At 38.2% G+C, this 13,329-nt stretch carries 11 protein-coding genes; 9 read left to right on the forward strand and 2 right to left on the reverse strand.

The features are described from left to right. Positions 1-24: 24 nt before the first annotated feature. Positions 25-1,482 (reverse strand): sensor domain-containing diguanylate cyclase, encoded by a 1,458-nt coding sequence (locus MST18_RS05815; protein ID WP_180133989.1) that lies wholly within the window; start codon positions 1,480-1,482, stop codon positions 25-27. Positions 1,483-1,679: 197 nt separating this feature from the next. Continuing rightward, positions 1,680-2,468, reverse strand: a complete 789-nt coding sequence (locus MST18_RS05820; RefSeq protein ID WP_180133980.1) for a hypothetical protein — start codon at positions 2,466-2,468, stop codon at positions 1,680-1,682. A 294-nt stretch (positions 2,469-2,762) separates the two neighbouring features. Between MST18_RS05820 and uvrB the strand changes: the two genes are divergently transcribed. From uvrB to MST18_RS05865, 9 genes are all read left to right on the forward strand, one after another. Continuing rightward, positions 2,763-4,784, forward strand: coding sequence for an excinuclease ABC subunit UvrB (gene uvrB, locus MST18_RS05825; protein ID WP_180040495.1), 2,022 nt, complete (start codon positions 2,763-2,765; stop codon positions 4,782-4,784). A gap of 154 nt (positions 4,785-4,938) precedes the next feature. Then, a complete protein-coding gene (locus MST18_RS05830) occupies positions 4,939-5,535 on the forward strand; it encodes a lipocalin family protein (RefSeq protein WP_180108282.1) in 597 nt (198 codons plus the stop codon). Positions 5,536-5,662: 127 nt separating this feature from the next. After that, entirely contained in the window at positions 5,663-6,595 is a 933-nt protein-coding gene (gene rarD / locus MST18_RS05835) for an EamA family transporter RarD (protein ID WP_180108281.1), read from the forward strand. Positions 6,596-6,813: 218 nt separating this feature from the next. Next, positions 6,814-8,490 (forward strand): hypothetical protein, encoded by a 1,677-nt coding sequence (locus tag MST18_RS05840; protein WP_180108280.1) that lies wholly within the window; start codon positions 6,814-6,816, stop codon positions 8,488-8,490. A 486-nt stretch (positions 8,491-8,976) separates the two neighbouring features. Further along, positions 8,977-9,372: a transposase family protein gene (locus MST18_RS05845; RefSeq protein ID WP_067764127.1), complete on the forward strand. Its 396-nt coding sequence runs from the start codon at positions 8,977-8,979 to the stop codon at positions 9,370-9,372. Next, on the forward strand, positions 9,320-9,790 hold the full coding sequence (locus MST18_RS05850; protein WP_257250054.1) for a transposase family protein: 471 nt from the start codon (positions 9,320-9,322) through the stop codon (positions 9,788-9,790). The genes MST18_RS05845 and MST18_RS05850 overlap by 53 nt, the downstream gene beginning before the upstream one ends. Before the next feature lie 331 nt (positions 9,791-10,121). After that, the gene (locus tag MST18_RS05855; protein WP_111885541.1) at positions 10,122-11,579 is read left to right on the forward strand and encodes a glyceraldehyde-3-phosphate dehydrogenase; all 1,458 of its coding nucleotides are present in this window, start codon (positions 10,122-10,124) and stop codon (positions 11,577-11,579) included. A gap of 308 nt (positions 11,580-11,887) precedes the next feature. Then, complete coding sequence (locus MST18_RS05860) at positions 11,888-12,589, forward strand: MFS transporter (RefSeq protein WP_218952735.1); 702 nt, start codon at positions 11,888-11,890, stop codon at positions 12,587-12,589. Positions 12,590-12,592: 3 nt separating this feature from the next. Continuing rightward, positions 12,593-13,273 carry a hypothetical protein gene (locus MST18_RS05865; protein ID WP_078190209.1) on the forward strand — a complete coding sequence of 227 codons (681 nt, stop codon included), beginning with the start codon at positions 12,593-12,595 and terminating at the stop codon, positions 13,271-13,273. Positions 13,274-13,329: the final 56 nt, after the last annotated feature.

The raw sequence follows: 13,329 nt of genomic DNA on the forward strand, positions 1-13,329 counted from the left end.
CTTTTTTATTGCAAATTATTGTTTTTAATTGCGTATTTCAGACTGAATTCTACGGTCTTTATTGAGATAATACTTTTTCTTCTGACGATACATGTCAAGATCAGCACGTTTAAGCATATCTTCCATTCGCTCATTCAAAGTATTGGTGGCAGAACCAATTGATATACTCATCGGTTGATTAGAATAAAATTGGTTATCGACCAATAACAACTCATTCAAACTTTGTAAGCAGTTTTGCAATGCTGCATCATCAGCACCCGGTAAAAGTATGACAAATTCATCACCGCCAATGCGCGAAGCAGAATAGGGCGTATGCTGAATAAGTTGGTTTAAAATGTTGCCCAGACGTCTGAGGATACTGTCACCAGCATCGTGCCCAATACTGTCATTGAGTTCTTTTAGTCCATTTAAATCAATAAAAATACAAGAAACAGGACGTAATTGATTGCGTTCGAGACGCTTGAGTTCTGCTATATAAAATGAACGATTATAGAGTCTGGTCAGTACGTCGTGCTTACCTAAATACTCAAGATAATTTTCAGCCTTTTTACGTGCGGTAATATCGGTTAAAGCAACCTGCACGGTGCTCCAATCATCAAGATAATCGGGAAATACGGTAAATTGCAGCAAGACGTGGCGAATACTGCCATCAAGTGCATAATTTATAGCTTCACGTTGATGATGTAAATTACCATTCCAAAGTTCAATCAACTGTTCTTTAAAGGTTTGCAGCATCTCTTTGGCAAACACTTTATGTACATTTTTGAGCAATATTTCTTTGTCCGAAGCGCCAAACAAATCAAGGGTGGCCTGATTAACGTCAACGATCAATATTTCCTTAATACACTCTTGTACAAAATCGGGGTGAACATCCAAAAATGTCACAAAATCTTCTATACCTAAAGCGCGAAGCTGATCTAATTTTATTTTAATCCGGCTGAAATCTTCTACCCAAAGAGAGGTTGGCGAATAATGGAAACGCGCTTCTGCCAAATGACGACTTTGTTCTTGTAAACGGCAAGCTTCGGTATAAGACGTGATATCTTCAGTTATAATTAAGACTGCTGATAAATCCTGCTCATGATTTGGTAGGACGATGCCTTTGAGTTGAATGTCTAAACGTTGCCCACTGAGTGTATAGTTTACGGCAGAATGGGAAAAATGTGTTTCCCCATTCCATAATGCAACCAATTCTCTAATATGTGTTTGACACATCTCCGCCTGAAAAACGAGATCAAGGTTTTGACATAAATGTTCAAAGTCACGTGCTTGATACAGTTCTAACGTTTTTGTATTGACCTGTAAGATTTTTATTTTTCTTGCACATTGCAGAATTCGTGATTCATCTTGTTGAAGAAAAGTGGCGAGATCCTGCACACCTTGCTGACGCCAGAGATCAAATTGTTTTTTGACTTCACTGTAATCTTCAAGCCACATGGCAATGGGGGATAGCTCAAAAAAAGGAGAATCTAGCATGTCTATTTTATGTGCTCGTCATTCTTTATGATAATGTCAGCAAGTAGTATAAGACGAAAAAAATGATATTAAAATAATGTGATATGTGAAATAAAATTTATTTTTAATGTGACCAATGTCGCTAAAAGTTGTTAATCCACCTTAGATAAAAAGCCAATGTAGACTTTGGCTTTTTTAGGGGGGAGATATGGTGAAAAAAGTCTTTAGCGGCTGGCTTTACGAGCTTTATTTTCAGGTCTTGGTGCAGCGATTTCACGTTCAGCTTTCCAAACATCAATGAAATCTTTTTCATTGATGTTATACAGTTCAAGTAGGGCTAAAATGACGCCGCCAAACATCATTGGGCCTTCTGAGTTGCTTTGAAACTCAAATATTTTCCCATTCAGGGCATGCAAAATATCTTCAATTTCAAAAATACGGTCACGACCATTGCTATCTGTCGGGTACATTTGGGTATTCAGCACAATTTTCGCAAGACTTTTTTCATTATCTGTTAAGGCCAGAACATCAACCAATTCATCTGCCGAAGGTGCAAAAATTACCGAGTCTTGAAAAATTGTATGTAGAAGTTTCGAAGTAAGTTTAGGTAAAGCTTTTTCAACGAAAGGACGGAATGAAATTGGAAAAATAACATTTCTGGAAATCCCCTTAAACATGGGAGCAATTTCTTCAACTTTATAGCCAGCGACACCACAGCCAATCGAAGTAATGAAATATTTGGTCTTCGGATGATTCTTGGTATAGATTTTAAAATCATCAACATAATGTTGAATCTGAGACAATGGCATTTGTTGTAAATGCTCATTCATCGTTGGAATAGCAAAACTTTGACCAGCCCATCCACGACCAATACCATTCATTGCACCAAAATGCTCTAGGGCAGTACGCGCTGCACCGCCAGTATGTTGACCTGCCATATTGCTGCCAAAAACAAAAATAGTATCTTCGGGTAGGTTTTTAACAATACTTTCGTCATGATATTGGTAAGTCATAAGTTTGATCTGTGGCGTCCTTTTGTTCATGTTGCAGGTGAAATTTACATAGGTCAAGTATCAATAAGGGATAAATGAACGCTTTATTCCTGAGTTTTTTTAGAGCCAAGAGTTTCCTCAAGAAAAACATGCGAAATCAGGCGAATTATTTTTCAAACATGAGAAAAATCTATGGGGTTATGTTGAATTATAATTTTATAGTCTGTACACGCCTCTGGTATTTACATAAATTTAGCGTTGTTTTGTGCAACTTTGCCCTCATAATAAAGCCATATAAAACTGTTGAAGAAGAGTGTGATGCAGGAACAGCCTTTTGAACTGGTAACACAATATCAGCCGGCAGGTGATCAGCCTCAAGCGATTGAGAAATTGGTGAAGGGGATTGAAAAAGGAATGCATGATCAGTTGCTCTTAGGGGTAACAGGTTCAGGTAAAACCTATACCATGGCAAATGTGATAGCACGCACGCAACGTCCAACGATTATTATGGCGCATAATAAAACTTTGGCTGCGCAGCTTTATGGCGAGTTTAAAGCCTTCTTTCCGCATAATGCTGTGGAATACTTCGTCAGTTATTATGACTATTATCAACCCGAAGCCTATGTTCCATCTTCAGATACTTTTATTGAAAAAGATTCATCGATTAATGATCATATCGACCAAATGCGTCTTTCGGCAACACGGGCATTATTAGAGCGACGTGATGCAATTATCGTAGCGTCAGTTTCAGCTATTTATGGTCTGGGTGATCCCAATGCTTATATGAGTATGCTTCTGCATATCGTGGAAGGAGACCGTATTAGCCGTGATGATATCATCCGTCGTTTGGTGGAAATGCAATACACTCGAAATGAACTCGAATTTTTACGGGGCACATACCGTATTCGTGGTGAAATTATTGATATTTTTCCTGCTGAATCTGATCAAAATGCCATTCGAATAGAGTTATTTGATGATGAAGTTGATTCAGTTCGATGGTTTGATCCATTGACGGGCAGAATGGTCCGTAAAGTGCCACGTATTACGATTTACCCAAAAAGCCATTATGTAACACCTAAAGATAATTTACAGCGTGCAATTGGAACGATTCGTGAAGAACTCGCAGAACGACTAGGATTCTTTCGTGCAAATGATAAATTACTCGAAGCACAACGTATCGAACAACGTACACGTTATGATTTAGAGATGATGCAGCAGCTTGGCTATACCAACGGTATTGAAAACTATTCACGCCACTTGTCTGGCCGTCCTTCTGGTGAAGCACCTCCGACTTTGTTTGATTATGTACCTGATGATGCTTTATTAATCATTGATGAATCGCACGTTACCGTTCCGCAAATTGGGGCTATGTATAAAGGTGACCGTTCACGTAAAGAAAATTTGGTCAATTACGGTTTTCGTTTACCAAGTGCGCTTGATAACCGGCCAATGAAATTTGAAGAATGGGAGCGGATTATTCCTTCGACGATTTATGTCAGTGCAACGCCTGCACATTATGAAATGGAAAAGTCTGAACAAGTCGTTGAGCAAGTGGTTCGACCCACAGGTTTGGTCGACCCTGAAATTGAAATTCGTCCAGTGTTAACGCAAGTGGATGATGTATTGTCAGAAATTAATAATCGTAAAAACTTAAATGAGCGTGTATTGGTTACGACATTAACCAAACGTATGGCAGAAGATTTAACTTCATATTTGAAAGAATATGGTATTAAGGTCGCTTATTTACATTCTGATATTGACACTGTTGAACGAACTAAAATTATTCATGAATTGCGTTCAGGTGTATACGATGCAATTGTTGGGATTAACTTGCTGCGTGAAGGCTTAGATATGCCAGAGGTGTCTTTAGTCGCCATCTTAGATGCTGACAAAGAGGGGTTCTTACGTTCTGAGCGTTCTTTGATTCAAACCATTGGTCGTGCAGCGCGTAACTTAAACGGTAAAGCGATTTTATATGCAGATCGTATGACCGACTCCATGCAAAAAGCCATTGATGAAACGGATCGGCGTCGTAATTTACAGATTGCATTTAACCTTGAACATGGCATTACGCCACGCAGTGCAGTGCGTCAAAACGTCAATGATATTGATACAGGTGAAGTGCTGACAGATGATGAAATCGATGCAAAAATTTCAGATCAGGCCAAGGCATTAACTGCAGATGAACGTCATTTGATGTCGGATCCAAAACTTCTGGCAAAACATATGAACAAGCTGGAAAAAGAAATGCTGAAGGCATCGAAAGATTTACAGTTTGAACAAGCCGCTCGATTACGCGATGAAATCTTGCGTTTAAAAGCACAGATGATTTCATAATTTTGTTAGACAAGATGCGGAATATTGTTTGAATGACATACATAATTCAGACAAGAAAATGATTTTTAGAGCAATTTTTCCGCTAGAGTAAAAACACGAGAGAAAGAATTACTTAATTTTCATCGAATATTTTGCATCGAAATGAGGCATAAAAATGACAACAACGAATCTTCCGAAAGCTGGTTTTAAACTCGCAAAAATTGCACTTGGTGCAGCAGTGTTAATTGGTTTGGGTGCAGCCACAATGGCCTATGCACAGACGAAACCGTTACAGACTGTGGAAAAAGTCGAGCTCGATCGTTATTTAGGTATGTGGTATGAAGTAGCTCGTAAGCCTATGGTTTTTCAAAAAAGCTGTGACCGTGATGTGATTGCGGTTTACACGCTAAATGAAAATGGCAACATTAATGTCAATAATCGCTGTGTATCTAAAGATGGTACCAAGAAGCAATCAATAGGCGAGGCATTTGTACAAAATGCACCGTTTAACTCGAAATTAAAAGTTAGTTTCTTACCAGAAGCCATTCGTTGGTTGCCTGTGGGGCGTGGTGATTATTGGGTACTCAAAGCCGATGAAGACTATCAGACAGTTTTGGTAGGTGAGCCACGTCGTAAATATATGTGGGTGCTTTCTCGTTCGGCTCATCCAGATCAGGAAGTGATTCAGGAATATCTAAATTATGCGCAATCTGTTGGTTATGATTTATCAGATATTATTCATACCAAGCAAACAGTGAAACCTAAAACCTAAATAATTGAACAAATGCTAAAAAACCATGCCTGTGCATGGTTTTTTATTTGCTAGAATGTCCATGCGAAAAGCTTGATTGATCAAGCAAAATATCAAGATTATGTAGTCATTTGGACTGGAGTGAAAGATGTATAAAGGCGTTGCATTGTCTGTATTGGCATCGGTCACTTTCGGTATTTTGTATTTCTTTACCATCTTTTTAAAACCTCTAGATAGCGAGCAAACTTTTGCATGGCGCATGTTGGCGACCTTGCCATTTTTAACCTTATTTATGTGGTGGATGAAAGATTTAAACAAAGTCAGTGAAATTTTTTGGCGTGTGGTCAAGCAACCGATCTTTCTCATTTGGTTAATCATTAGTTCATTTTTATGTACTACACAGCTTTGGTTGTTTTTGTGGGGACCAATTAATGGCCGAGGGCTAGAAGTATCTTTAGGGTATTTTCTCTTGCCCTTAGTGATGGTTCTGGTTGGATGTGTACTGTATAAAGAAAAGCTGTCTAAATGGCAGATGGCTGCCGTGGCACTGGCAATTTTAGGTGTTGGCCACGAAATTTGGCGTATTGGTAGTATCGCGTGGGAAACTGTCTATGTCGCTGTGGCTTATCCGATTTATTTCTTTTTACGTCGTACCTTTAAAACCGATCATTTGGGTGGTTTTTGGTGGGATCTTTGCTTAATTCTGCCTGTAGCCTTTTATTTAGGATTTATTCATAGCGATAGTTTAGCGCTGATGTCGTTATTCCAGTATCTGATTTTGGCGGTTTTAGGACTGGGTTTTCTAAGCGCGCTTGGCTTAGGTAGCTATATGTTGGCGAGTCGTTATTTGCCATTTGTGATTTTTGGTTTGTTGAGTTATTTAGAACCTGTGTTGTTAGCATTTGCATCGATCGCATTGGGAGAGCGAGTAGAAGCAGAAGAATGGCTGACCTATATTCCAATTTGGGGTGCCGTTTTGTTATTGGTGATAGAAGGCGTCTTGCATCTGTTTAAACAAAAGCAAAATGAACGTGCGCTAGCTAAAAATTTAAAAGCATTAAATGATCGAATCGATTCTTAGACTGAAAATATTGGTACGGTAAATTGATCAGTTCACAATTAACACTTGCTGTTTTTTAAGAAAATCTTAAACTTAGAAAACTAAAACACGCCATGATTCAATTTATTGTTTAGGAAGAACAGTATTGAATGATGGTGTACAAAAAAATTTATTTTAGATAAAAATAAACTGAAATCGATAAAAGATTGATTAAAGAACCAAGATACAGGAAGCAGTCAGTGGTTGTCCCATTTCATCAAAGCGCTAAACTTTTACAGCTAGAGCCTGTGTTGGATCAGCATTGGCGGAGTATTGTATCTGAAGTATGCACTGATCTTGATCAATCCAATTTAGCACAGATACAGCAGGTGTTATCGCAAAAAGGTATTCGTTGGGAGTCTTCATCACAGTCGTATCAAAGAGATGTACCGATGAATTTGGGCATGCTGATGAAAGTACTAAAATATGATGTCATGCGTGAGCATGCACAGTATTTGGCAATACAGCTCGAAGAACTTAGGATATTGACCCAGAGTATTCAAATTGCGCGAAAATTAGAAGAAAACCTACTCTATATCAATAAAATAGATGCAGAAGAAGATTTTGAATTACAGTATGAAAAAAATGTATTACATCAGCATTTCATTTTAAATGCCGCACAAATCATTCGTGAAATGGATTTGATTGCGCCGAGTGATGCACGTCAACTCACCGCTCTGCAAGTTAAAGTTTTCTTGATCGAAATTTTCTTAAAGTCACACGTGTTGGGGCAAGTGTTTGATGCTTCTATCCCGAAATCATCTGAGGTTTGGCAACATCCGATTTTTAAATACTATTTAAAGCGTGAACAAAAAACGCGATATCTACAAATCGTACAAACATCTGAGTTTATTTATATTTTGTCGCCTGATTTAGATTGGACGACGCAGTATTCAGCAATGCGGTTTTTATCTACAAAGCATAATGATGCCTTAGCAGACGAAATTTTTGATGGGGTGGCCATAGATTTAAATACTGCTTTAGAAAATCAACAGATCGAACAATTAAAATTTCGAGTCTCAAAGTTGGCATCCATTGCAGGTTTTATACATTTAGATCTGCAAAATTTAATGCAGCAACTTTATACACGGTTAGATAAGCATCTACTTTTAATGCTGCATGTAGAGGATGCTACTCAATTAGCGACGGTTTTACCTGCTTTTGAGCAGCAGTTCAATACATTGATATTGAAGCCCTTACATCAGACTGTTCAATATCAACTGAGTGAGCAGATACAGCATGACTTTGTATTTTTCCATAGCATGCAAATATCTCAGAAGCTCATCACGAGTCTAAACGTCTTGAGTAGTTGCCCTAAGTTTGAGGCAAGTTTGGAGTTAAAGCGACTGCGACTTCAACTACAGGCTTGGCAGGTGCTTTTGTTGAAACGGCGTACGCACATTTTTCATGTTCAAAATGAAGATGATTGGGAGTTACATCATCAGCAGTCACAGCAAATTCATACGGCGTTGAAAGCGCTCTTGCAGCCGAACGAGGATCAACAGAAAATCTTTGCTGCTGAAGCCGTCGTAGAAAATACGGGTGCCCATGGCGCGCATGTTGGATTTTCCAAACGCATGACGAAAACAGGGGATTATGAAAGCCTTGAAGCCGATGCTTTAAAAGCGCAGCAGCAAAAAAAGCGACAAACTTATATGCAGGTTTTAATGTTGCTAAAGGAACATGCGTCACAGCTCGTCAATCTCGATTTTGAGCCATGTGAAAATGCCTTAAAGGTGCAGTCTTTTAGTGATCGGAGATATTTTGCGATTAGTACTGGAGAGAATGGTTTAAATGCACTACCGAAAATATTAGAGCTGAGTGTAAATTTCTTTGATTTTAATTTGGAAAAGTTTGCTGAGAATCTGAAAAATTAACAGAATTTTAAATATTGATCTGACTTTAAAACTAATGTTAGGCAGTAACATTAGAGGCGTAATTTAATTCAAATAAAAGAACGATACGCGGTAATGTTATCCGCAATTGTCTAAGACAAGGTTACTTCTAATAAAAAATGTTTTTGCGATACTTTGAATAAATTGACGGTAGTGAACGAGTTTTGCGGTGAGGAGCATTGCTCCGCAAGATGGTTTCCTTACGAAGCTTCGCTTCTCATTTTGCCAAATGAGAAACAACGTTTCGTAAGAGTACCTCCAGCTGAAGGCTAAACCCTTTATTCAAAACTCAGGTGTAAGACTCCATCGAATATTCTTAAAAATCATTTAAAAATGTGAAATTATTATTACGAGCTTAGCATCAGTAAAAATACTATAAATTAAGCCTCTTTCATAAATCAAAAAACGAACAGTCTCTTGCTGATTATTTGTACCGAAGAATTTTAAATATTCATGCATAATCTGCGGATGAAATATATCGATTCAAAGAAGCTTTCTGAAACACAATTTAAGCGATACACCGGCATATCATGGTCAACCTTTGATTTAATGGTTGAACAACTGAAAATGCATGTTCCTGCTAAAGGTAGACCAACTAAATTGAGCATAGAAGATCAAATCCTTCTGTGCTTAAGTTATTGGCGTGAATACCGAACCTTGTTCCATGTTGCAACAAGTTATGGTGTGTCAGAGCCGACTGCTTCAAGAATTGTCCGTCATGTAGAGGACTGCCTGATCAAGTCCAATTTATTTAATTTACCGAAGCATTTGCCTGAGGGCGAAGGCATCGACTGGAACGTGGTGATTGTTGATGCCACAGAAATTCCAATACAAAGACCTAAAAAAACAGAAGAAAAGCTATAGTGGCAAAAAGAAGGCACATACTTTCAAAGTTCAGGCCATCATTCATTATAGAACTCAGCAAATTATGAGTTTATGCACTGATCGTGGTGCTGTACATGATTTCGAACTCTTCAAACGAAACTTACATCAGATTCCGGCAGGTGCCTTTATCCTTGCAGATAAAGGCTATCAAGGGATTTACGCAGTGTATCCAAATAGCTTGTTGCCATTAAAAGCAAAAAAGCGCTGTAAATTGGATCCTGAACTAAAAATCTATAATCAAGAAATCAACAAAAGAAGAATTGGGGTTGGGCATGTATTTGGTAGTTTAAAAACTTTCAAAATCCTTGCCGAGCGATATCGTAATCGAGGAAAAAGACTGGGCTTAAGATTCAATTTAATTGCGGGAATCTATAATTTAGAGCTGAGCAAAAAATGAATTATGAAAGAAGTCTATTGAGCAAAATAAAAAAACAGCACAATTTGAAAAATATAAATATTCGTTCATCTTTGAGCTAAATCTGCTGAGATCTGGTTGATAAAACTACATTTGAAATTTTGTGACAAAAATCTGCGAAAAAGCCTGTTTTTCAACTTTCGGCTATAAAATCATAATACTAATCATGATTATTTTGAAAATTGATAGTGAATATATAACAAAATAACCTTGTCGAAATCTGCTTTTAGATTCATTAATTTTCAGTTTTCCATTACAATTGTGGGGTTTTGAAATTTATGCTTAGATTTACAATTAATTAGAGGACGTATCTGTGAGCAAAGACACTATCGTTGCCCTACATGCAGAGCACCAAGGTCGCTGGAAAAACCGTGAAGAAATCGCGGAACGTATGATTGCCCTAGTGGGTCAGTTATATCGTGAAAAAAACATCGTAGCTACAGTATACGGTCGTTCTTTAATTAACCGTTCGGTTATCCAAATTCTTAAAGCGCATCGTCGTACTCGCGTACTTGACGTTGAACTTTCAGTTGTGAACACTTTCCCAATTCTTGAAGCTTTGGCAAAAATCGAAAACATCGGTACTGCTGAAATTGATCTTGGCAAACTTGCTGTTGAGTTCAAAGAAAAAGGCGGTGATGTTGACGCATTCGTTGCTGACGCTGTGAAATCACTTGAAGGCAATGCAACTAACGTTGAAAACCGTGATGTTGTACTTTACGGTTTCGGTCGTATCGGTCGTATCCTTGCACGTTTGATGATCAGCCAATCTGGTCTAGGTCGTGGTCTTAACCTTAAAGCAATCGTTGTTCGTAAATCATCTGACGGTGATTTAGAAAAACGTGCGTCTTTGTTACGTCGTGACTCTATTCATGGTCCATTCGCAGGTACGATTTCTGTTGATGAAGAAAACGAAGCAATCATTGCTAACGGTAACTTCATCAAAGTGATCTATGCGTCTAACCCATCTGAAGTTGATTACACTGCTTACGGTATTAACAATGCACTTGTAATCGATAATACAGGTAAATGGCGTGATTCTGAAGGTCTTGCACAGCACCTTAAATGCGCTGGCGCTGCACGTGTCATTCTAACTGCACCTGGTAAAGGTGACATGAAGAACGTTGTATATGGTGTGAACCAAGCTGACATCCTTGATGAAGATACAATCATCTCTGCTGCAAGCTGTACAACAAACGCGATCACACCAACACTTAAAGTGTTAAACGACAAGTACACAGTGATCAATGGTCACGTTGAAACAGTTCACTCGTTCACAAACGACCAAAACTTGATCGACAACTACCATAAAGCTGACCGTCGTGGTCGTGCTGCTACTTTAAACATGGTAATCACTGAAACAGGTGCTGCTAAAGCTGTTGCTAAAGCACTTCCTGCTCTTCAAGGTAAATTGACTGGTAACTCAGTACGTGTACCTACTCCAAACGTATCTCTTGCAATTTTGAACCTTACTTTGGGTCAAGATGTTGACCGTGAAGAAGTGAATGAATACATTCGCCAAATTTCAATCAACTCTAACCTTCAAGGTCAAATCGGTTATACAAACTCAACTGAAGTTGTATCGTCTGACTTTATCGGTTCACGTACTGCAGGTGTGTTTGACGCTCAAGCGACAATCGCTTCTGGTAACCGTTTAACTGCTTATGTTTGGTACGATAACGAAGTGGGTTATAGCTGCCAAGTATTGCGTATTGCTGAGCAAATGGGCGGCGTAAGCTATCCAAAAGTTCCTGCTGAAACTAATGCTTAATTAGTTCACGCTGTAAAAAAAGGGCCTCATTTGAGGCTCTTTTTTTATCTAAAGAGTATGGGTTAAAAATTTAAGGCATAGATGACGAATGGATTGATCAAAAGCATCAAAAGTTCTTGTTTTTTCTGCCACTGTTAGATGAGTGTGAGTCATTTATAATGAAAAGCTGACTAAAATATTCAAGTTTTAAGTTAATGAAATTATTAAAGAATTAAATACAAAAAATTGCAAACTGGTTTGTATAATGTGTTCAAAATGAGACTGTAAAAAATAAAAAGCAAAAGGAATTTAGTTTGCAAGCAAAGCACATGCTCAGTGGATTGGCATTTATTGTGTTTGCTGCGCTCTGTGGTGTACTTATCGCCATTTGGGTGTTTAAGCACTTTAATATTTATATCCCGCTAGAAAATCAGAACGTCAATATTGACCTGCAAGAGCCGTTACAAGCCGAAGTCAAAATTCATGATGCCTTGGATGTGGACGTGACAGGGAGGGTGAATGCTGAAATTCCGATACATGAAAATTTAAATATTCCCTTAACTCAAACGCTGACGCCACGTGTGTATTTTGATAATCAAGTCCCGATCAAGACCACGATTCCAGTGCGTGAAACTTTGAAAGTGAATCAAAACCTTCCTGTGAATACCAAAGTGAAAGTTAAAGTCATGGGGCACGATGTGACTTTGCCGCTCAAAGGTGATATCCCGATACAATTGGATATTCCAGTAAATATGAATGTGCCTTTGGAGCAAAAAGTACATTTAAAATTTGATGCGCCAGTCAAAACCGTGCTGAAAGAAAACCTACATATTCCACTGAATGCAAATTTAAAAACCAACATTCCTATTGAAGGTAATTTAAATGTTCCAATTAAAACAGCATTAAAAGCGACAGTGGATGTGCAAAATACGTTGCCGGTTCAAATTAAAAAGGGTGAATTGGTAATTCCACTAAAAACAATGCGACTCAACAGAGAGCATGCCAAAACTGAAGCGAAAGTTCAGGAGTAAGCCATGTGGATATTTCAATCGGCGAAGCGCATCATTTTGAGTTTTATCGCAGTTGCGTTATTGGTTGCGGTACTATTTTGGTTGTATTTAAATATTTATGCGTCGATGCAAGTACGTGCAAAAAATGCTGATATTCAATTGTCGCATTCACTACCTACCAAAATTTCCGTTGGCAATTATTTGCAAACGCAGTCTATTGGGACTCTGGATACGCAGATTGCTTTAGATCGGAAGCTGCAACTACCCTTAAAGGGAAAATATCTGGCAGATTTGCAGTTTAGTGTAGAGGTTCCGATCTCAGTGGATATTGATTATTCCACCAATATTCAAATTAACCAGACGATGCCGCTTGAGGCGACCACAGATTTGGTGATTAAAAATAAACTCGTGCCGAAATTTCCCTTAAAAATGGACATTCCTGTCAAGTTAGATGTGCCTTTTCATTTGAAAAGAACCTATAACATTCCTATTCGAATTAATTTTAATGGTCCTGTGTATTTTGAGTTTAATGAAAAAGTCGATTTGCATGTGGTACATCAGTTTGCACCACAGCTAAAACTCAATGACCCGATGACCATGCGAAAAATCGCAACCTTTAATGCCACGATGTACAACGCAGAGCGTAATACCAAGGCAAATTTAGATATGAATATGGATTTGCCGATAAAAAATGTACATCCATAAGTTAGATTCAAATCAAATAAAGCCCGAATTAATTCGGGCTTTTTTATGGTTCGATC

The sequence above is a fragment of the Acinetobacter sp. YH12068_T genome (assembly GCF_024606005.1).
Lineage (GTDB): Bacteria > Pseudomonadota > Gammaproteobacteria > Pseudomonadales > Moraxellaceae > Acinetobacter > Acinetobacter amyesii.

Bases quoted from the DNA above. Each gene is read 5' to 3' on its own strand.
- MST18_RS05830 (WP_180108282.1), top strand. From the start codon at position 4,939: ATGACAACAACGAATCTTCCGAAAGCTGGTTTTAAACTCGCAAAAATT.
- MST18_RS05850 (WP_257250054.1), top strand. From the start codon at position 9,320: ATGCCACAGAAATTCCAATACAAAGACCTAAAAAAACAGAAGAAAAGC.
- MST18_RS05820 (WP_180133980.1), bottom strand. From the start codon at position 2,468: ATGACTTACCAATATCATGACGAAAGTATTGTTAAAAACCTACCCGAA.
- MST18_RS05865 (WP_078190209.1), top strand. From the start codon at position 12,593: ATGTGGATATTTCAATCGGCGAAGCGCATCATTTTGAGTTTTATCGCA.
- MST18_RS05845 (WP_067764127.1), top strand. From the start codon at position 8,977: ATGAAATATATCGATTCAAAGAAGCTTTCTGAAACACAATTTAAGCGA.
- MST18_RS05860 (WP_218952735.1), top strand. From the start codon at position 11,888: ATGCTCAGTGGATTGGCATTTATTGTGTTTGCTGCGCTCTGTGGTGTA.
- rarD (WP_180108281.1), top strand. From the start codon at position 5,663: ATGTATAAAGGCGTTGCATTGTCTGTATTGGCATCGGTCACTTTCGGT.